General features: G+C 74.4%; 15 protein-coding genes. 5 read left to right on the top strand and 10 right to left on the bottom strand.

Annotated elements, in window-relative coordinates; translation table 11 throughout:
• Positions 1 to 385: 385 nt before the first annotated feature.
• The 4 genes from BTM25_RS16330 to gatC all read right to left on the bottom strand — a co-directional run bounded on the left by BTM25_RS16330 (position 386) and on the right by gatC (position 4,554).
• Positions 386 to 1,156: a DUF4253 domain-containing protein gene (locus BTM25_RS16330; RefSeq protein WP_103563728.1), complete on the bottom strand. Its 771-nt coding sequence runs from the start codon at positions 1,154 to 1,156 to the stop codon at positions 386 to 388.
• Between the two features lie 91 nt (positions 1,157 to 1,247).
• Positions 1,248 to 2,750, bottom strand: coding sequence for an Asp-tRNA(Asn)/Glu-tRNA(Gln) amidotransferase subunit GatB (gene gatB / locus BTM25_RS16335; RefSeq protein WP_103563729.1), 1,503 nt, complete (start codon positions 2,748 to 2,750; stop codon positions 1,248 to 1,250).
• A complete protein-coding gene (gene gatA, locus BTM25_RS16340; RefSeq protein ID WP_103563730.1) occupies positions 2,747 to 4,258 on the bottom strand; it encodes an Asp-tRNA(Asn)/Glu-tRNA(Gln) amidotransferase subunit GatA in 1,512 nt (503 codons plus the stop codon). The genes gatB and gatA overlap by 4 nt, the downstream gene beginning before the upstream one ends.
• Complete coding sequence (gene gatC, locus BTM25_RS16345; RefSeq protein WP_103563731.1) at positions 4,255 to 4,554, bottom strand: Asp-tRNA(Asn)/Glu-tRNA(Gln) amidotransferase subunit GatC; 300 nt, start codon at positions 4,552 to 4,554, stop codon at positions 4,255 to 4,257. The genes gatA and gatC overlap by 4 nt, the downstream gene beginning before the upstream one ends.
• Positions 4,555 to 4,758: 204 nt before the next feature.
• On the opposite strand from gatC, the gene BTM25_RS16350 reads away from it, so the two are divergent.
• Positions 4,759 to 5,010: a DUF6458 family protein gene (locus tag BTM25_RS16350; protein WP_103563732.1), complete on the top strand. Its 252-nt coding sequence runs from the start codon at positions 4,759 to 4,761 to the stop codon at positions 5,008 to 5,010.
• 17 nt (positions 5,011 to 5,027) lie between these two features.
• Here the strand turns inward: BTM25_RS16350 and BTM25_RS16355 are convergent, their stop codons facing one another.
• From BTM25_RS16355 to mnmA, 4 genes are all read right to left on the bottom strand, one after another.
• Positions 5,028 to 7,127 carry a putative bifunctional diguanylate cyclase/phosphodiesterase gene (locus BTM25_RS16355; protein WP_103563733.1) on the bottom strand — a complete coding sequence of 700 codons (2,100 nt, stop codon included), beginning with the start codon at positions 7,125 to 7,127 and terminating at the stop codon, positions 5,028 to 5,030.
• Positions 7,128 to 7,299: 172 nt separating this feature from the next.
• Positions 7,300 to 9,468 (bottom strand): NAD-dependent DNA ligase LigA, encoded by a 2,169-nt coding sequence (gene ligA / locus BTM25_RS16360; RefSeq protein WP_103563734.1) that lies wholly within the window; start codon positions 9,466 to 9,468, stop codon positions 7,300 to 7,302.
• A 52-nt stretch (positions 9,469 to 9,520) separates the two neighbouring features.
• Positions 9,521 to 10,525, bottom strand: coding sequence for a methionine synthase (locus BTM25_RS16365; RefSeq protein WP_103563735.1), 1,005 nt, complete (start codon positions 10,523 to 10,525; stop codon positions 9,521 to 9,523).
• Positions 10,522 to 11,592: a tRNA 2-thiouridine(34) synthase MnmA gene (gene mnmA, locus BTM25_RS16370; RefSeq protein ID WP_103563736.1), complete on the bottom strand. Its 1,071-nt coding sequence runs from the start codon at positions 11,590 to 11,592 to the stop codon at positions 10,522 to 10,524. Before mnmA ends, BTM25_RS16365 begins: the two co-directional genes overlap by 4 nt.
• 77 nt (positions 11,593 to 11,669) lie before the next feature.
• Here mnmA and BTM25_RS16375 point away from each other — a divergent pair, with 77 nt between their 5' ends.
• Complete coding sequence (locus tag BTM25_RS16375; RefSeq protein ID WP_235828444.1) at positions 11,670 to 12,731, top strand: DUF695 domain-containing protein; 1,062 nt, start codon at positions 11,670 to 11,672, stop codon at positions 12,729 to 12,731.
• A gap of 4 nt (positions 12,732 to 12,735) precedes the next feature.
• On the opposite strand, the gene BTM25_RS16380 is transcribed toward BTM25_RS16375, so the two are convergent.
• Positions 12,736 to 13,575 carry a DUF1206 domain-containing protein gene (locus tag BTM25_RS16380; protein WP_103563738.1) on the bottom strand — a complete coding sequence of 280 codons (840 nt, stop codon included), beginning with the start codon at positions 13,573 to 13,575 and terminating at the stop codon, positions 12,736 to 12,738.
• Between the two features lie 61 nt (positions 13,576 to 13,636).
• Positions 13,637 to 14,812, bottom strand: coding sequence for a cysteine desulfurase family protein (locus BTM25_RS16385; protein ID WP_103564672.1), 1,176 nt, complete (start codon positions 14,810 to 14,812; stop codon positions 13,637 to 13,639).
• Between the two features lie 108 nt (positions 14,813 to 14,920).
• Here BTM25_RS16385 and BTM25_RS16390 point away from each other — a divergent pair, with 108 nt between their 5' ends.
• The 3 genes from BTM25_RS16390 (at position 14,921) to BTM25_RS16400 (ending at position 18,509) form a co-directional block, all read left to right on the top strand.
• On the top strand, positions 14,921 to 15,442 hold the full coding sequence (locus BTM25_RS16390) for a TetR/AcrR family transcriptional regulator (protein WP_103563739.1): 522 nt from the start codon (positions 14,921 to 14,923) through the stop codon (positions 15,440 to 15,442).
• Between the two features lie 91 nt (positions 15,443 to 15,533).
• Positions 15,534 to 16,730: an MFS transporter gene (locus BTM25_RS16395; protein ID WP_103563740.1), complete on the top strand. Its 1,197-nt coding sequence runs from the start codon at positions 15,534 to 15,536 to the stop codon at positions 16,728 to 16,730.
• A 60-nt stretch (positions 16,731 to 16,790) separates the two neighbouring features.
• Complete coding sequence (locus BTM25_RS16400) at positions 16,791 to 18,509, top strand: serine/threonine-protein kinase (protein WP_103563741.1); 1,719 nt, start codon at positions 16,791 to 16,793, stop codon at positions 18,507 to 18,509.
• Positions 18,510 to 18,537: the final 28 nt, after the last annotated feature.

Raw genomic sequence — 18,537 nt, forward strand, 5'->3', positions numbered from 1 at the left:
CCTTCCTGCCCCTCGGGGAAGGGGCGTCCCACGGTTGCCTTGCGGGACTGGTGGTGGATTTGTCGGTGATGTGTGTCCGGCGCCCGGACGAACGTCCGGAGCCGCGTGGACGTGCCCGGCGCGGTGGCGCGGTCGCTCGGTCCCGACCGCGCGAGGCCGGTCCAGCGCCGTTGCTGCGGTGCGGGATCACCGTGATGTTCACCGTACGTTCCGTAGGTCACGGTGCGATTGAGGCTCAGCCTCCACCCGGCGACAAAGGGCGGCGCGGAACCGCCCGCGGGTGGGCAAACCCCCTGATCATGGGCCAGAGAGCGCGGCGGTGGACCGTGCCGATCCGCCAGGCCCATCGAACCGCACAGCGACGGACATCACGCCCTTTTGTCGGTCAATCCCACCAGAACGTCCAGCAGCGGGTGCCGACGAGCGCGTCGGCGTACTCGTCCAGGCCGAGGCCGCTCTGGTCGATGTTGTCCGGGCAGAACGCGTAGTGCTCGGCGGCGACCGCGCGGGCATGCTCGACCGTCGCGGGCGGCGCCGCGACCGACAGGTTCAGCGTGTCGAAGCCGACCTCCACGACCCGCGCGCCGAACCGGTCCTCCCAGGAGCGGACGACGGCCGCGAGGTCGCCGATGGCGTTGGTGTGGTTGCACGGGCCGTCCCAGCCGGACATGGCCAGCGCGTCGGCGCCCCGGTCCACCGGGACCAGGCCGACGCGCCGCTTCTCGCCGAGGAACAGGGCCAGCTCGCGGGCCTCCTCGTCGGGGTCGCCCGCCATCGCGCCGGGCGCCGCGAGCCCCGGCCACGCGCCGGCCGGGCCGTCGTCCTCCAGGTACTCCGCCCACAGCTCGGCGAGCGCCTCGGCCGGGTCGACCTCGTCCACGTCGTCGACCGGGACGAACCCCAGCTCCTCCGCCAGCCACGGCCGCGCCGAGTCGCCGCTGAGGCCGCTCAGCAGCAGCGGGTAGAGGCCGGTCTTCTCGCGTTCGCCGTAGAGCCGCGTCCAGAGACCGGACGCGTCCGGAAGCTCGTCGGCGGTGAGCCACAGGATCGGGCGGCCGGCCCAGCGCGGCTCGGTGAATCCGTCGCAGGCGTGGACGACGACGCCCGCGGGGAGCCCGTCCGGGACGGACGGGAACGGGGGGTGAATGACTGCCATGCGGGAACCGTAGCCGCCGCCCCCGACAGTCCGGGCGGAAATCCCGTGGCGGTCCGGCGACCGCCACGGGACTCCTCGCGGTACGCGCCGGTCAGGACACGCCGAGCTTCTCCAGGATCAGCGCGCGGGCGCGGCCCGCGTCGGCCTGGCCCCGGCTGGCCTTCATCACCGCGCCGACGAGAGCGCCCGCAGCGGCGACCTTCCCGCCGCGCACTTTGTCGGCCACGGCCGCGTTGTCGGCGATGACCTGGTCCACGATCGCGCCGAGCGCCCCGTCGTCGGACACGACCTTCAGGCCGCGCGCGGCGACGACGTCGTCCGGCTCGCCCTCGCCCGCGAGGACGCCCTCGAACGCCTGCCGGGCCAGCTTGTCGTTCAGCTCGCCCGCCGCGACCATCGCCTGGACGCGCGCGACCTGCACCGGCGTGATCGGCAGCTCGGCCAGCTCCACGCCGAGCGCGGTGGCGCGCCGCGACAGCTCGTTCATCCACCACTTGCGCGCCGCGCCCGCGTCCGCGCCCGCCGCGATCGTCTCCTCGATGAGGTCGAGGGCCCCGGCGTTGACGACGTCGCGCAACTCCAGGTCCGACAGGCCCCACTCGCCCTGCACCCGGCGGCGGCGCGCGGCGGGCAGCTCGGGCAGCGCCGCGCGCAGCTCGTCCACCCACTCCCGCGACGGCGCCATCGGGACGAGGTCGGGCTCGGGGAAGTACCGGTAGTCCTGCGCCTCTTCCTTGCTGCGCCCGGACGTGGTGGTGCCGGTGTCCTCGTGGAAGTGCCGGGTCTCCTGGACGATCTTCCCGCCCGCGTCCAGCACGCCCGCCTGCCGCTCGATCTCCGACCGGACGGCCCGCTCCACCGACCGCAGCGAGTTGACGTTCTTGGTCTCGGTGCGCGTCCCCCACTCGGCGGCGCCGCGCGGCATCAGCGACACGTTGACGTCGCAGCGCAGCGAGCCCTGCTCCATCCGGACGTCGGAGACGCCGAGCGCGCGGACCAGCTCGCGCAGCTCGGTCACGTAGGCGCGGGCGACGAGCGGGGCCTTGTCGCCGGTCGCGGGGATCGGCCGGGTGACGATCTCGACGAGCGGGATCCCGGCGCGGTTGTAGTCCACCAGCGAGTAGTCGGCGCCGTGGATGCGGCCGGTGGAGCCGCCGACGTGCAGCGACTTGCCGGTGTCCTCCTCCATGTGGACGCGCTCGATCTCGACGCGGTACGTGTCGCCCTCGACCTCGACCTCCAGGTACCCGTCGACGCACAGCGGCTCGTCGTACTGGGAGATCTGGTAGTCCTTCGGCATGTCCGGATAGAAGTAGTTCTTCCGGGCGAACCGGCACCACTCCACGATGTCGCAGTTCAGCGCCAGGCCGATCTTGATGATGCCCTCGATCGCCGCGCGGTTGGTGACCGGCAGCGACCCGGGCAGCCCGAGGCACACCGGGCAGACCTGGGTGTTCGGGTCGGCGCCGAACTCCGTCCGGCAGCCGCAGAACATCTTCGACGCCGTGCCCAGCTCGATGTGGGTCTCCAGGCCGAGCACCGGCTCGTACTTGGCCAGCGCCGCGTCGTACGTCGTCACCGTGGGCGCGCTCATCGGGCAGCCTCCGCGAGGTCGGGGGCCTTGGCCAGCAGGGGGCCGCCCCAGCGGTCTTCGAGGGCCCGCTCCACGGCGGCGCCGACGCGGTACGCGCGGTCGTCGCCGAGGACGGGCGCCATGATCTGCAGGCCGACGGGCAGGCCGTCGTCGGCGAGGCCGCACGGGACGGAGATCGCCGCGTTGCCCGCCAGGTCGGACGGGATCGTCCACAGGTCGGCCAGGTACATGGCCATCGGGTCGTCGGCGCGCTCGCCGATCGGGAAGGCGGTGGACGGCGTCGTCGGCGAGACCAGGACGTCCACGCGCTCGAACGCGGCGTCGAAGTCGCGGTTGACGAGCGTCCGGACCTGCTGCGCCTTGCCGTAGTAGGCGTCGTAGTAGCCCGACGACAGCGCGTAGGTGCCGAGCATGATCCGGCGCTTGACCTCGGGGCCGAAGCCCTCCGCGCGGGTCAGCGCCATGACCTCCTCGGCGCTGCGGGAGCCGTCGTCGCCGACGCGCAGGCCGTAGCGCATCGCGTCGAAGCGGGCGAGGTTGGACGACACCTCCGACGGCGCGATGATGTAGTAGGCGGGCAGCGCGTAGGTGAAGTGCGGGCACGACACCTCGACGACCTTCGCGCCGAGCGACTCCAGCAGCGCGACGGCCTCGGTGAACCGGGCCGTGACGCCGTCGTCGCCGCCGGACCCGGCGAACTCCTTGACGACGCCGACCGTGAGGCCCGCGACGTCCGCGCGCCGCGCCGCCTCGGCCACCGGCGGGACGGGCCGGTCGATCGACGTCGAGTCGCGCGGGTCGTGGCCGCTCATCGTCTCGTGCAGCAGCGCCGCGTCCAGGACGTTGCGGGCGAACGGGCCGGGGGTGTCCAGCGACGACGCGAACGCGATCACGCCGTAGCGGGACGACCCGCCGTAGGTCGGCTTCATGCCCACGATGCCGGTGACGGCGGCGGGCTGGCGGATCGAGCCGCCCGTGTCGGTGCCCGTCGCGAGCGGCGCCTCATAAGCCGCGACCGCCGCCGACGACCCGCCGGACGAGCCGCCCGGGATCCGCGACAGGTCCCACGGGTTGCGGGTCACCCGGTAGGCGCTGTTCTCGGTGGACGAGCCCATCGCGAACTCGTCCATGTTCGTCTTGCCGATGATCACCAGGCCCGCCGCGCGCAGCCGCTCGGTGATCGTCGCGTCGTAGGGCGGGCGCCACCCCTCCAGGATCTTCGACCCGGCGGTCGTGGGCATGTCCGTGGTGGTGAAGACGTCCTTGTGGGCGATCGGGACGCCCGCGAGCGGGCCCAGTTCCTCGCCCGCCGCGCGCCGCTCGTCCACCGCGCGGGCCTGCGCGCGGACGTTCTCCGGATCGACGTGCAGGAACGCGCCGACCGCGCCGTCCACGGCCGCGATGCGGTCCAGGTGGGCGTCGGCGACCTCGGCGGCCGAGGTCTCCCCCGCCGCGATCAGCGCGCCGAGTTCGGCGGCGGTCCTGCCGACCAGTTCGTTCACGCTCACGCCTCCTCGTCCAGGATCCGCGGGACCCGGAACCGCTGCTCCTCCACGGCGGGCGCGCCCGCGAGCGCCTGCTCCGGCGCCAGCGACGGGCGGACCTCGTCGGGCCGGTAGACGTTGGTCAGCGGCAGGGCGTGCGAGGTCGGCGGGATGTCCTCCGCGGCGACCTCCTGCACCCGCGCGACCGCGGAGATGATCTGGTCGAGCTGGGCGGCGAGACGATCGAGCTCGTCGTCGCCGAGCGCCAGCCGGGACAGCCGGGCGAGGTGCGCGACCTCGGCACGGGTGATCGCGGACATGTGCGAACCGTTTCCTGGATGGAGTTTCCCCGGGCCGGAGGCATCATGGCGCGCCTCATGGCCCGAATGTGAAGTGTGCTGTTCCGTCCATCCTAGGGCGCCGGACGGCGTCGGCGCCTTCCGGTAACGGCGCGGACGCCGTTTCGAAGCCGTGCTGAGGGAACGGGTCCCCCGTACGTCTGTGGACGACGGAGGGAGGTCGCCGTGACGATCGGCGGCAGCATCGCATTGATCATCATCGGGGCGATCCTGGCCTACGCGGTGAACTACGACATCAGCGGACTCGACATCAAGGTGGTCGGCTACATCCTGATCCTCGGCGGGCTGATCGGCCTGGTCTTCGGCGTGGTCCGGATGGCTAGCGCCCGGCGGCGGGTCGTGGAGCGGCCGGTGGACGTGCGCGAGCGCCGGTACTACCAGGAGTACGAGGACGCCCCGCCGGACCGCCGGTACTGAGCGGGCGGGGCGCCGGGTCAGGCGGCGGGCTCGGGGGCCCGCTCCATCCGGCGGCGGAGCCAGTCGGTGGCGGTCGCGGCGTCCATCGGGCGGCCGAAGTGGTAGCCCTGCGCGGCGTCGCAGCCGAGTTCGCGCAGCGCGCCGGCGGTGCCGGGGTCCTCGACGCCCTCGGCGACCGAGCGCAGCCCGAGGGTGCGGACGAGGTCGATGATCGACCGGACGATCACCGCGTCGTCGGGCGACCGGGTCAGCCGCCGCACGAACGACGCGTCGATCTTGATCTCCTCGACGGGCAGCCGCCGCAGCCGCACCAGCGAGGAGTAGCCGGTGCCGAAGTCGTCCAGGCTGAGCGGGATGCCGAGCCGGGCGAGCTTGCCGACCGTCTCGGACGCGTACGCCGACTCGTTCATGAGGATCCGCTCGGTGATCTCCAGTTGGAGCGCGGCGGCGGGCAGGCCGTGCCGGGCCAGGCCGTCCTCGACGACCTCGGTGAGGCCCGCGTCGAACAGGTCGCGGCCCGAGGCGTTCACCGCGACCTGGACGGTCAGGTTCTCGCGCCACCACGCGGCGGTCTGCGCCAGCGCGGCGTTCACGACGTAGCCGGTGATCGACCGCATCAGGTACGTCTGCTCGGCGACCGACAGGAACCGCTCCGGCCCGATCAGGCCCTCGTCGGGGTGGCGCCAGCGCAGCAGGGCCTCCATGCCGACGAGCTTGCCGTCCCGCAGCGCGACCTTCGGCTGGTAGAACAGCTCCAGTTCGCCACGGTCCACGGCGCGGCGCAGGTCGCCGAGCATCCGCAGCCGGGCCGGGGAGTTGCGGTCCTGCGCGGGCGCGTAGACCTCGACGCCGCTGCGCGTCTGCTTGGCGTGGTACATCGCGACGTCCGCGCGCTTCAGCAGGGTCTCGAAGTCCTGCGCGTGGTCGGGGCACAGCGCGATGCCGACGCTGCCGTCCAGGTCGAACGTCATGCCGTCCAGCCGGACGGGCTCGCTCAGCGCGGCGCGCAGCCGGGCGGCGACCTCGCGGGCGGCGGCCTCGTCGCGGACCGACGGCAGCAGCACCGCGAACTCGTCCCCGCCGAGCCGCGCGACCAGGTCGCCGGGCCGGACGGCGTGGGTGAGGCGGTGCGCGACGAGTTGGAGCAGCCGGTCCCCGGTGAGGTGCCCGAGCGTGTCGTTGACCTCCTTGAAACGGTCCAGGTCGAGCAGGAACAGCGCCGCGCGGGCGCGCTCGCCGTCGCGGCGGCGTCCCGCGACGGCCCGGACGGCGCGCCGGTCGGCGGTGCGGACGTGCGCCAGGGCCTCTTCGGTCCGCAGCGTGAGCAGCTTGCGGTTCGGCAGGCCGGTGAGGCCGTCGTGCAGCGCCTGGTGCTCGCGCCGCACCGACGCGGACGCGTTGAGGTAGACGGCGATGAACGGCAGGACGATCAGCGGCAGGAACGCGGCCGAACGGTCCATCGCGGTGACGACGAGCGGCGCCAGCCCGAGCAGCGCCAGATGCACGAGCACCTGGTAGGCCAGGTCGCCGCGCACCGCGCGCAGCAGGGAGATCCGCTCGTGCAGCGCGACGGCGCCCGCGACCAGCGCGTCGTTGCAGGCGAAGTAGGCGGCCCCGGCGAGCGCGATGGCGGCGAGGTCGTCGCCGTCGGGGACCCAGGGGTGGAGCGGGGTGCCGCCCGTCCCGAACGCCGTCAGGACGAGCTGCCCGGCGGCCAGGCTCAGCGCGTACTGGGCGACGTTGAAGCCGATGCGGTGCGGGGCGCGGCGCCAGAGCCCGCCGCACACGATCAGCGAGACCGCCCGCAGCGCGAGCGCGGCGGGCAGTCCCGCGTACAGCAGGGCGGCGAACGAGAAGGTGGTCGCGGTGCTGGCGCCGCTGTCCTCGGTCGAGCCCGGCGTGACGATCGGACGCAGTTCGCCGACCAGGACCAGGCAGGCGAGGATCCCGAACACGGGGCTCGTCGCGAGCGCGTCCCGCGCGCCGCCGCCGAGCCCGGCGAACGCCGCCGCGCACACGGCGAAGCCGAGCACGGTGACGGTCGTGAGGTAGATCCACAGCGGGGAGCCCCGGCGCGGCGGCGTGTTCCGCGTGTTGTTCGGGTCCTTCATCACCATCTCGGGGGGTTCGGGAACCTTGATGACAGGGAGGGTACGACCTGGAACCAACCTCGCGAAACCGATTGCGCACGTTCCGTTATGCCGTTTCCTGGTGATGCGCCCCGAAAAGCCCGGCCAGCGGTACGCTTGGGTAACTTTACGCTGGTAGGACCGGCCGGGGCGCGAGGCGTCATTCCTCCGGCGTGATCGCGGCGTTCGTGGCCGCTTCCGGCCCCTGGCCGAGAAGGATCCGGAACCCGGTTTCGTCCAGGACGGGCACTCCGAGCTTGACCGCCTTGTCATATTTCGACCCCGGACTGTCGCCGACGACGACGAATCCGGTCTTCTTCGAGACCGAGCCGGTGACCTTGCCGCCGCGGTCCTGGACGGCCTCGGTCGCCGAGTCGCGGCTGAACTCCTCCAGCGACCCGGTGATCACCACGCTGACGCCCTCCAGCGGGCGCGGCCCGGCCGAGCCCTCGTCGGCCATCCGCACGCCCGCCTCGGCCCACTTGCGGACGATCTCCTGGTGCCAGTCCACCTCGAACCACCGCTTGATGGACGCCGCGATCGTCGGGCCGACGCCCTCGACCGTCGCCAGTTCCTCCTCGGTGGCGGCGCGGATCGCGTCCATCGACCGCAGCGAACGGGCCAGGTCCTGCGCGGCGCGCGGCCCGACGTGCCGGATCGACAGCGCGACGAGCACCCGCCACAGCGGCTGCTGCTTGGCCTTCTCCAACTCCTCGAAGAGCTTCTCGACCGTCTTCTTCGGCTCGCCCTCCTTGGTGGCGAAGAACGTGACGATCTTCTGGTCGCCGGTCTTGTCGTCGATGCGGGGCAGGCCCGTCCGCTGCTCCCGGACGACGGACCGGATCGGGAGCAGGTCGTCGACCGTCAGATGGAACAGGTCGCCCTCGTTGCGGACCGGCGGCTCGGCCGGCTCCAGCGGCTGCGTCAGCGCGGTCGCCGCGACGTACCCGAGCGCCTCGATGTCCAGGGCGTTGCGGCTGGCGACGAAGAACAGCCGCTCGCGGAGCTGCGCCGGGCAGTACTGCGCGTTCGGGCAGCGGATGTCGACGTCGCCCTCTTTCTGGTAGGCGAGCGTCGTGTCGCACTCGGGGCACGTCTCGGGCATGGCGAACTCGCGTTCGGAGCCGTCCCGCAGGTCCGCGACGGGCGCGACGATCTCGGGGATCACGTCGCCCGCCTTGCGCAGCACGACGGTGTCGCCGATGCGGACGCCCTTGCGCTTCACCTCGCTGCCGTTGTGCAGCGTCGCGTACGCGACCACCGACCCGGCGACCTTGATCGGCTCCATCACGCCGTAGGGGGTGACCCGCCCGGTGCGGCCGACCCCGACCTTGATGTCGAGCAGCCTGGTGTTGACCTCGTCCGGCGGGAACTTCCACGCGATCGCCCAGCGCGGGGCGCGCGAGGTGGACCCGAGGCGCCGCTGGAGCGGGAACTGGTCCACCTTCACGACGACGCCGTCGATCTCGTAGGACGGTTCGTGCCGGTTCTCGCCGTAATGGGCGATGTACTCGCGGACGGCGTCCAGATCCGGCAGCACCTTGTACCGGTCGCTGACCGGCAGGCCCCAGCCGCGCATCATCTCGTACGCCTCGGCCTGGCTGTCGGGGTGGTCGCCGCCCTCCCACCGGCCGAACCCGTGGACCAGCATCTCCAGCGGGCGCTGCGCCGTGACGCGCGGGTCCTTCTGCCGCAGCGACCCCGCCGCCGCGTTGCGCGGGTTGGCGAACGGCGGCTGGCCCGCCTCGACCTGCAACTCGTTGACCTGCTGGAACCCCTCGACGGGCAGGAAGACCTCGCCGCGCACCTCCAGCAGCTCCGGCCAGCCCTCCCCGGTCAGCCGGTCGGGGATCGCGTCGATCGTGCGGACGTTGTTCGTGACGTCCTCGCCGGTGCGCCCGTCGCCGCGCGTCACGCCGCGCACGAGCCGTCCGTTCTCGTAGACCAGGGCGATGGCCAGCCCGTCGATCTTCAGCTCGCACAGGTACGCCGCGACCTCGCCGACCTCCTTCAGGACGCGCTCGTCCCAGGAGAGCAGTTCGTCGGCGTTGCGCGCGTTGGCCAGGCTCTGCATCCGCTCCAGGTGCTCGACCGCCGCGAACTCGGTGACGAACGGCGCGCCCACCCGCTGCGTCGGCGAGTCCGGCGTGACGAGTTCGGGATGCGCGGCCTCCAGCGCCTGGATCTCCCGCATCAGGTCGTCGTACTCGGCGTCGCTCAGCGTCGGCCGGTCGAGGACGTAGTAGCGGTAGTTGGCCTCGTCGATCCGCTCGGTCAGCTCGGCGTGCCGCGCCGCAGCGCCGTCGGGATGTCCATCGCTCAAGGTCATGGCCCTATTCTCCCCGGACCCACTGACAATTCTCGACTGCGCCGGGCCGGGCTCAGTCGGCCGCCTCGTGCAGCATCCGGGCGGTGTCGCGGCAGCGTTTCAGGGCCGTCCGGACGTACCGGGGCGACGCGCCCGCCATCCCGCACGCCGGAGTGATCACGACCTGCTCGGCCAGCCGGGCGGGCGCGAAGCCGAGCCGCCGCCACAGTTCGCGGACGGGCCGCGCGGTCGCCGCGAGCGGCGGCAGCGCCGTGTCCGTCGCGGGGACGGCGCCGAGGAACAGCCCGACGCCCGCGTCGATCGCCTCGCCGACCGGGTCGTCGTCGCGCTCGGGGATCAGCGCGAGGTCGATCGAGAGCGCGTCGAACCCGGCCCCGCGCAGCAGCCCGTACGGGACGCGCCGGGCGCAGCAGTGCGCGATCGTGAACACGTCGCCCGCCTGCTCGCGCACCGCGCGCAACGCCTCCTGCGCGACGGGCGCCTCCACCGGCCGCAGCCGGGACAGGCCGCTCGCGGTCGGGACCGTCCCGGCGAGGACGGCCGGCAGCGACGGCTCGTCGATCTGGAGCAGCACGGTCGCGCCGGGCAGGCGGCGCCGCACGTCGGCGACGTGCCGGGCGACGCCCTCGGCCAGCGACGCGGTGAGGTCCCGGACGGCGCCGGGGTCCTTCAGCGCGCGGTCGCCGGTGCGCAGCTCGATCGCGGCGGCCAGCGTCCACGGCCCGCACACCTGGATCTTGAACGGGCCGTCGTGCGCGCCCGCGGTCTCCTCCAGGACGTCGAGGTCGCGGTGCAGGTGGTCGAGGGAGCGGCGCGTGTCGCGTCCCGGCCGGTCCCCGAACCGCCAGCCGGACGGCTCGACCCGCACCGCGAGGTCCACCAGCAGCCCGGCCGTGCGGCCGATCAGGTCCGCGCCGACCCCGCGTCCCGGCAGTTCCGGCAGATGCGGCAGTTCGGGCAGCTCGCCGAGGACGACGCGCAGCGCCTCGGCGCCGTCCTCGCCCGGATACGAACCGACGCCGGTGGCCGTCCCGGGCCCCCACGGAAAAGTCGTCACGGGCGCAGAGTAGTGGTGATCGTCGCCGAGCCGAGGACGCGGTCGCCGTCGTAGAGCGCGGCCGTCTGGCCGGGGGCGACGCCGCGCGCGGGGGCGGCGAGCAGCAGCCGCAGGCCGTCGGCGGCGGGCTCGACCGTGCACGGGTGGACCTCGCCGTGCGCGCGGAGCTGGACGGCGCACCCGAACGGCCCGGCGGGCGCGGGCGCGAGCCACACCGGCGGGCCGGTCGTGATCTCGGTGACGTCCAGGGCCTCGCGCGGGCCGACCGTGACCGTGTTCGTCGCCGGGGAGATGTCCAGGACGTAGCGCGGCCTGCCGTCGGGCGCGGGCGTCCCGATGCGCAGGCCGCGCCGCTGCCCGATCGTGTAGGCGTAGGCGCCGTCGTGGTCGCCGACGCGGGTGCCGCCGGCGTCCACGATCGGGCCGGGCGCGGTCCCGAGCCGCTCGGCGAGGAAGCCGCGCGTGTCGCCGTCGGCGATGAAGCAGACGTCGTGGCTGTCGGGCTTGGCCGCGACCTGGATGCCGCGCCGGTCGGCCTCGCGCCGGATCTCGGCCTTGGTCGTGTCGCCGAGCGGGAACAGCGCGTGCCTGAGCTGCTCGGGCGTGCAGACGGCGAGGACGTAGGACTGGTCCTTGCCGGGATCGACGCCGCGGCGCAGGACCGTCCCGTCCGAGCGGGCGTAGTGCCCGGTGCAGACGGCGTCGAACCCGAGCGCGAGCGCCCGGTCCAGCAGCGCCGCGAACTTGATCTTCTCGTTGCAGCGCAGGCACGGGTTGGGGGTGCGGCCCGCCGCGTACTCGCTGACGAAGTCCTCGACGACGTCGCGGTGGAAGCGCTCGGCGAGGTCCCAGACGTAGAACGGGATGCCGATGGCGTCGGCGGCGCGGCGCGCGTCCCTGGCGTCCTCCAGGGTGCAGCACCCGCGCGCTCCGGAGCGGTAGGACTGGGGATTGCTGGACAGGGCCATGTGGACGCCGGTGACGTCGTGCCCCGCCTCGGCGGCGCGGGCGGCCGCCACCGCGGAGTCGACGCCGCCGGACATGGCGGCCAGTACGCGCAGAGTCATAGCCCCTCCAGGGTAGGCGGTGACCTTGGTGACGCGGCCACGGAATAACGCGCGGCCCGCGTACGATGTGACGCGCCATGGGAATCTTTCGCCGCCCCCGCGACATGTCCGCCGCCGCCCCCGCGGCCATCAGCGAGTTCTGGGAGTGGTGGGCGCAGGCCCGCCCGTCCATCGAGTCCGCGCTGGAGCGGCAGCAGGACGACGACGACGTCGACGGCCTCCCGACCGAGCTGGTCGAGGAACTGTCGCACCGCGTCGGGCGGATCCACCCCGACCTGGAGTGGGAGATCGGCGGGTCGGACGGGCGCGGCCCCGCGCTGACCGTCACCGGCGGCGGCGACCCGGCGCTGCGCGGGCTGGCCGAGCGCTGGCACCGGGCCGTTCCCCGGTCGGCGGGCGCGCACTGGCGGTACTACCCCGCGCGCCAGCCCGACCCGGAGATGCTGGCGCAGCGGCTCGTCCTCGGCGACCACGAGTTCGACCTGGAGTACGCGCGGTTCGGGATGCGCGCCGACCAGGCCCGCGCCCGCGTGGACATCACCGCCTACCACCCCGACTTCCTCTTCGTGTCGGAGGAGCAGCGGCTCCAGGTGGCGCGGCACCTGCTGGACTGGGCGCTCGGCGAGGACGACGCGGCCCGCTGGATCGGCCGCGTCACCACCGCCGAGGAGGCGCCGATCGACGCGCTGCCGCCCGCGCTGCTCGCGGCGGTCGTGGAGCAGGTCGCCGAGCCGTTCGCCGACCAGGCGTGGCTGACCGGCGAGGGCCGGACGCCGCGCGGGCACCCGTCCCGGGTCATGGTCCGGTTCCCGCTGCACCGGCAGGACCATCCGCTGTGCGACCTGCACGTGACGGTGACCGTCCCCTACCGGCACGCCAACCCCGACCGGCTGCCGGTGGAGCCGTCGTCGGGCGCGCTGCGCAAGTTCGAGAAGCGGTTCGGGTCGCTCGGCGACCAGGCGGTGCTCGCGGCGATCGAGACGGGCGACGGCCTGCGCGTCTTCCACCTGTACGCCGATCCGGGGTCGTCGGCGCTGGCCGAGCTGGACCAGGTCGCGGCGGGCTGGGACGAGGGCAAGGCCAAGGTCGCGTCCGCGCCGGACCCGGCGTGGAGCGCCCTGGCCCCCTACCGTCCCTGACCGCTCAGCGCGCGGCCTCGACCTTGCGCCAGCGCGCCTCGCACAGCGAGTAGGCGCCGAACACGACGAGGCCGAGCGCGACGGCGACGAGCAGCCACGGCCCGGCGGGCGTGCCGGCGAACTCGCGGAGGGTGCCGTCCAGGCCGCGCGCCTGGTTCGGGTCGAAGGCGATCGCCGCGCGGGCCAGGAAGACGCCGACGCCGCCGAAGACCAGGCCGCGCGCGCTGCGTCCGACGATCCCGAGCGTCTTGACGACCGGCGCGGCGGTGGGGCCCATCGGGCGGAGCTTCTTCAGGAACGTCCGCCGGACGGCCCCGACGATGTTCCCGATGCCCCAGGCCACGAAGCCGAGCCCGACGGCGAGGACGAGCCACCGTCCGCCCGGGTGCTCCATCGCCCGCGCCGTGTAGGAGTGGGACTGCTGGTCGCTGGACTGCCCGCCCTGCCCGAGGACGAACCCGAGCATCCCGGCGAACGCGGCGGTGTAGAAGACGCCCCGGCCGAAGGACGCGAGCCGTTTCACGGGCTTGCGGCCGTCGGCCTGCGGCTGCCCGTAGGCGGCCTCGGAGAACCGCCACAGGGCGAGACCGAGGAAGCCGAGCGTCAGCGCCCACAGCACGACCGTCCCGCCCGGCTTCTCGCCGACGAGTTGGAGCGCGCCCTTCTTGTCCGCCTGCTCGCCGCCGTCGCCGAGGCCGATCTGCACGGCCAGCCAGCCGATGAGCAGGTAGATGGCGCCGCGCGCCGCCAGCCCTGCGCGCGACAGCCGGTGGAACCAGGGATGCCCGGCGGCCCGGCGGAACCCGTCCCCGGCCGCCGTCGTGACCTGCTGCGTCGACGTCATCAGTCGTTCTCCTCCCACGTCGGCGGCAGGGTGCCCGCCTGGCGGGGCGGCAAACGCCCGGTCAGGTGAGGCCGGCGCGGCGGGCCCGCTCCACGACGGGCGCGATGGCGGCGGCGAGCGCGGCGACGTCGGCCTCGGTGGAGGTGTGCCCGAGCGTGAACCGCAGCGAGCCGCGCGCCCGCGCCGGGTCGGCGCCCATCGCCAGCAGGACGTGGCTCGGCTGCGCGACGCCCGCCGAGCACGCCGAGCCGGTGGAGCAGGCGATGCCGCGCGCGTCCAGGAGCATGAGCAGCGCGTCGCCCTCGCAGCCGGGGAAGGAGAAGTGGGCGTTGCCGGGCAGCCGGTCGGCGGGGTGGCCGTTGAGGACGGCGTCGGGCACGGCCGCGCGGACGGCGCCGATCAGCGCGTCCCGCAGCACCGCCAGGCGCGCGGCCTCGGCGTCCCGGCGGGCGACGGACTCCTGGACGGCGGCGGCGAACCCGGCGATGGCGGGCGTGTTGAGCGTCCCGGACCGGACGTCGCGCTCCTGCCCGCCGCCGTGCAGGACGGGCACCGGATCGGCGTCCAGGCGGGGGCCGGGCTTGGCGAGCAGCAGCGCGCCGACGCCGAGCGGGCCGCCGAGCTTGTGGCCGCTCAGCGTGAGCGCGGCGGCGCCGGACGCCCCGAACGCGACGGGCAGGTGCGGCGCGGCCTGGACGGCGTCGGTGTGGAACGGCACCCCGTGCTCGGCGGCGACGGCGGCCAGTTCGGCGACGGGCTGGACGGTCCCGACCTCGCTGTTGGCCCACATGACGGTGGCGAGGGCGACGTCGGTCCCGTCGCCGAGCGCGTCCCGCAGGGTCTCGGGGGCGATCCGGCCGTGCTCGTCGCAGGGCAGCCACTCCACGACGGCCCCCTCGTGCTCGGCGAGCCACTGGACGGCGTCCAGCACCGCGTGGTGCTCGACGGCGCCCGCGAGGATCCGGCGGCGGCGCGGGTCGGCGGCCCGCCGCGACCAGTAGATCCCCTTGACGGCCAGGTTGTCGGCCTCGGTGCCACCGGAGGTGAACACGACCTCGCTCGGCCGGGCGTCGAACGCCTCGGCGACGATCTCGCGGGCCTCCTCGACGGCGCGCCGGGCACGGCGGCCCGCCGCGTGCAGCGACGACGCGTTGCCGAGGCCGCTCAGCTCGGCGGTCATCGCGGCGACGGCCGCCGGGAGCATCGGGGTCGTCGCGGCATGGTCGAGGTAGGTCACCACAGCACCAACAGTAGCCGCGCGGCGGCGGTTCCCTTCCGCCGGGAATGACCGTGGGGCCGGGCGTGTTGGCGACTGTACCGTCCGGTCGGTACAGTGGAGTCCGCCATGAGGAAGAACGCCCTGCTCGATGCCGCCGAGTCCCTGCTGTCCGAGCAGGGGACCCAGGCGCTCACGCTCGCCGCCGTCGCCGACCGCGCGGGCGTCAGCAAGGGCGGGCTCCTCTACCACTTCCCCACCAAGGAAGCGCTGGTCCAGGCACTGGTCGGCCGCGTCATCGAGGATTTCGACGACCTCATCGGGTCGTACATCGACGACACTCCGGGGGCGTACACGCGCGCCTACGTCCGGGCGACGTTCGAGATCCTCACCGGCGAGGCCCGCGCGTACCGGCGCTGGTCGGCGATCATGGCGGCGGCGACGGACCCCGAGCTGGCCGCGCCGCTGAACGCCGCGATGCGCCGCTGGCACGGGCATCCCGACCCGTCCGATCCGGATCCGGCGGCGTCGGCGATCGTGCGGCTGGCGGCCGAGGGGCTGTGGGAAGTGGTCAGCCACGCCCCGGGCCTCTACGACGACGAGCAGCTCGCCGCGCTGGAGCGCCGGATGCTCGCGCTGCTGGACCGCTGACCTTCCGTCCTTGAACTCGCCCGGCCTCGGGTAGGCCGGGCGTCCGCACGTCTCCGGGCGAGTCCCGGCCGATCAGAGAAAGAGGTGAGCCATGCTGCGCCGTGCCCGCGCTGGAACGTTCCTGACCTTCCTGCTGGCCGGGCTGCTCTGCGGGGTCTGGACGGCCCGGATGCCCGCGCTGGCGGCGAAGTTCCACGCGGACGAGGGCGCCGTCGGCGTCGTCGTCCTCGTCTGGGGGCTCGGGGCGCTGGCCGCCATGCAGGGCTTGCGCGCGGTCCTCGCGCGCTTCGGCAGCCGCGCCGTCCTGCGGGTGTCGCTGCCGCTGACCGCGCTGTCCTACCTCGGCGTCGCGTTCGCGCCGGACTACGCGGCGCTGCTCGTCGCCGTCGGCGTGTTCGGGATGGCGTTCGGGGTCACCGACGTCTCGATGAACGCGCAGGGCAGCGTCGTGGAGCAGGCCTACGGCCGGTCGGTGATGAGCGGCATGCACGCCGGCTGGTGCGTCGGCGCGATGAGCGGCGGCCTGCTCGGCGTCGCGACCGCCGCCGCCGGGCTCGGGTTCACCCCGACCGTGCTCATGGCCGCGCTGGCCGCGCTGCCCGCCGGGATCGCGCTCGGCCCGACCTACCTGCCCGACCGCGCCCGGTCCCGCGCGGCGGCCGGACGCCGGACGCGGATGCCGCTCGCCGTCTACATCATCGGCGGCCTCGCGTTCATCGCGTTCATGACCGAGGGCTCGATCGCCGACTGGAGCGGCCTGTTCCTGCACGACGAGCTCGGCACCACGCAGGCCGTCGCCGCGCTCGGCTACCCGATGTTCGAGCTGGCCATGCTGTTCGGACGGCTCGTCGGGGACCGGCTGCGCATGCGGCTCGGCACCCGCCGCCTGCTGGCGTGGGCCGGGTTCGGCACGGCCGCCGCGATGACGGTCGTGGTCACCGCCCCGTCCGCGCCGGTCGCGATCGGCGGGTTCTTCGTCACCGGGCTCGTGATCTGCACGGTCGTCCCGACGACGATCTCGCTGGCCGGGTCCGCCGCGCCGGACGCCCCGGCGGCGGCCGTCGCCCAGGTCGGCGCGATGGGCTACGGCGGGCTGCTGCTCGGCCCGGTCGTGATCGGGTTCCTGTCGCAGGCCACGTCGCTGCGGTTCGGCGTGGGCGTCGCGGTGCTGCTGGCGCTGGTCGTCGGGTTCGGGGCGCGGTACGTCCCGCTCGGCGGACGCCGCGACGTCGCGGCCCGCGCGCCGCTGCCCGTCCCCGAGCCGGAGGCGGGAACCGTCGCCGCCTGAACCGTCCTTTCGTGACCGGCATCCGATAGAAACGGACGTCGATCACGGGAAGAGGGCGCGATGACGGACTGGCGGGTTCCGGGATACAGCGAGCTGGGCGAACTCGGGCGGGGCGGCCAGGGACGGGTCGTCCTCGCCCGGCACGACGCCACCGGCCGCACCGCCGCGATCAAGTACCTGGCCCCGGACCTGGCCGCCGACGCGACGTTCCGCGACCGGCTCCGGGACGAGGCGGGCCTGCTGAGCCGTCTCGACCATCCGCACGTCACGCGGCTGTACGGGCTGGTCGAGGCGGGCGACGGCGCCGCGATCGTCATGGAGGCCGTGGACGGCGTACCGCTGCGCACCGTCCTGGACGAACGCGCCCCGCTGGCCCCGGAGGCGGCGCTGGCCGTCCTCAGCGGGTCGCTGCGGGGGCTGGCGGCGGCGCACGCGCTCGGGATCGTCCACCGCGACTACAAGCCCGCCAACGTGATCGTCCGGGCGGACGGGCTGAGCAAGCTCATCGACTTCGGCATCGCCGCCGACGCCGGGGCCGCCGACCGCTCCGGCACCCCCGCCTACATGGCGCCCGAGCAGTGGCGGGGCGAGCCCGCGTCGCCGGCCACGGACGTGTACGCCGCGACGGCCGTCTTCTACGAGTGCGTGACGGGGCACAAGCCGTTCTCGGCGCCGAACCGCGCCACGCTGATGAACGCGCACCTCGGCGCGCCGGTGCCGCTGGACGGGCTGCCGCCGGGCGTCCGGCCGCTGGTGGAGCGGGGGCTCGCCAAGGACCCGTGGAGCCGTCCGGCGGGCGCCGCCGCGTTCGCCGCCGAACTGGCCGCCGCCGCGGGCGCCGCGTACGGGCCGGACTGGGAGCACCGGGGCGCCCGCGCGCTCGCCGGGGCCGCCGCGACGGTCGCGGCGGCGTTCCCGCTGGCGGCGCTCGGGCTGGCCCCGGCCGGAAGCGCGGCGAGCGCGGGGGCCGGCGCGGGCGCGGCGGGGCAGGGCGCGGCGCTGGCCGGGATCGGCGGCGCGAAGGGCGCGGCGCTCGCGGCCGGGGCGGCGGTCGCCGTCGCCGCGGCGGGCGGCGGCGCCGTCTACGTGGCGACGCGCGACGAGGCCAAGCCGCCCGCCCTCGCCTACACGACGGCCGCGCTGAACGAGCCGGGCGATCCGCTGACGCTCACCGGGACGCTCCCCCGCGTCACCGGCGGGCGCGCGGGCCTGGCCCAGAAGATCAACGCGGCGCTGCGCGCACCCGTGGACGCCCGCGCCGCCGACTACCGCAAGGGCCTCGCGCAGTTCGGCCCGAGCCCGACCAAGATGATCGTCAAGCCCGCGTACCTGATGCGCGGGCCGCGCTACCTGTCGGTCAAGTACGAGATCACGCAGCAGGGCGAGCGGCTGACGCACTCGACGTGGGCGCGGGCGCGGACCGTCACCGTGGACCTCGCGACCGGACGGGCCGTCCCCGTGGCGGCGATCTTCCTGCCCGCCGGGCTCACCGCGTCCGGCCTGCGAACGTTCGTGGAACGCCTGCGCGTCCGGCCGGACTCCAACTTCGCCTGCCTGGAGGAGACCGCGCCCGCCGTCCTGACGCGCGAGCAGCTCGAAGGGCGGGACGGCGCCGTCCAGCTCGCCCTGGAACCCGACGATCTGCACGTCATGGTGGACCTCGTCGCGCTCGGCGGCATCACCGCGTGCGGGCAGGACGACCTGCGCGTCCCCTACAGCGAGCTGACGGGCCTGGTGAACCCGCAGGTCACCGCCGCGCCGACGCCGAAGCGGTCCTGAGAACGCCGAAGCCCCGGCGACGGGAACG

The sequence above is a fragment of the Actinomadura rubteroloni genome (assembly GCF_002911665.1).
In the GTDB taxonomy this organism is placed as follows: Bacteria; Actinomycetota; Actinomycetes; order Streptosporangiales; family Streptosporangiaceae; genus Spirillospora; species Spirillospora rubteroloni.

Bases quoted from the DNA above. Each gene is read 5' to 3' on its own strand.
- BTM25_RS16330 (WP_103563728.1), bottom strand. From the start codon at position 1,156: ATGGCAGTCATTCACCCCCCGTTCCCGTCCGTCCCGGACGGGCTCCCC.
- gatB (WP_103563729.1), bottom strand. From the start codon at position 2,750: ATGAGCGCGCCCACGGTGACGACGTACGACGCGGCGCTGGCCAAGTAC.
- gatC (WP_103563731.1), bottom strand. From the start codon at position 4,554: ATGTCCGCGATCACCCGTGCCGAGGTCGCGCACCTCGCCCGGCTGTCC.
- BTM25_RS16355 (WP_103563733.1), bottom strand. From the start codon at position 7,127: ATGGTGATGAAGGACCCGAACAACACGCGGAACACGCCGCCGCGCCGG.
- ligA (WP_103563734.1), bottom strand. From the start codon at position 9,468: ATGACCTTGAGCGATGGACATCCCGACGGCGCTGCGGCGCGGCACGCC.
- mnmA (WP_103563736.1), bottom strand. From the start codon at position 11,592: ATGACTCTGCGCGTACTGGCCGCCATGTCCGGCGGCGTCGACTCCGCG.
- BTM25_RS16375 (WP_235828444.1), top strand. From the start codon at position 11,670: ATGGGAATCTTTCGCCGCCCCCGCGACATGTCCGCCGCCGCCCCCGCG.
- BTM25_RS16380 (WP_103563738.1), bottom strand. From the start codon at position 13,575: ATGACGTCGACGCAGCAGGTCACGACGGCGGCCGGGGACGGGTTCCGC.
- BTM25_RS16390 (WP_103563739.1), top strand. From the start codon at position 14,921: ATGAGGAAGAACGCCCTGCTCGATGCCGCCGAGTCCCTGCTGTCCGAG.
- BTM25_RS16395 (WP_103563740.1), top strand. From the start codon at position 15,534: ATGCTGCGCCGTGCCCGCGCTGGAACGTTCCTGACCTTCCTGCTGGCC.
- BTM25_RS16400 (WP_103563741.1), top strand. From the start codon at position 16,791: ATGACGGACTGGCGGGTTCCGGGATACAGCGAGCTGGGCGAACTCGGG.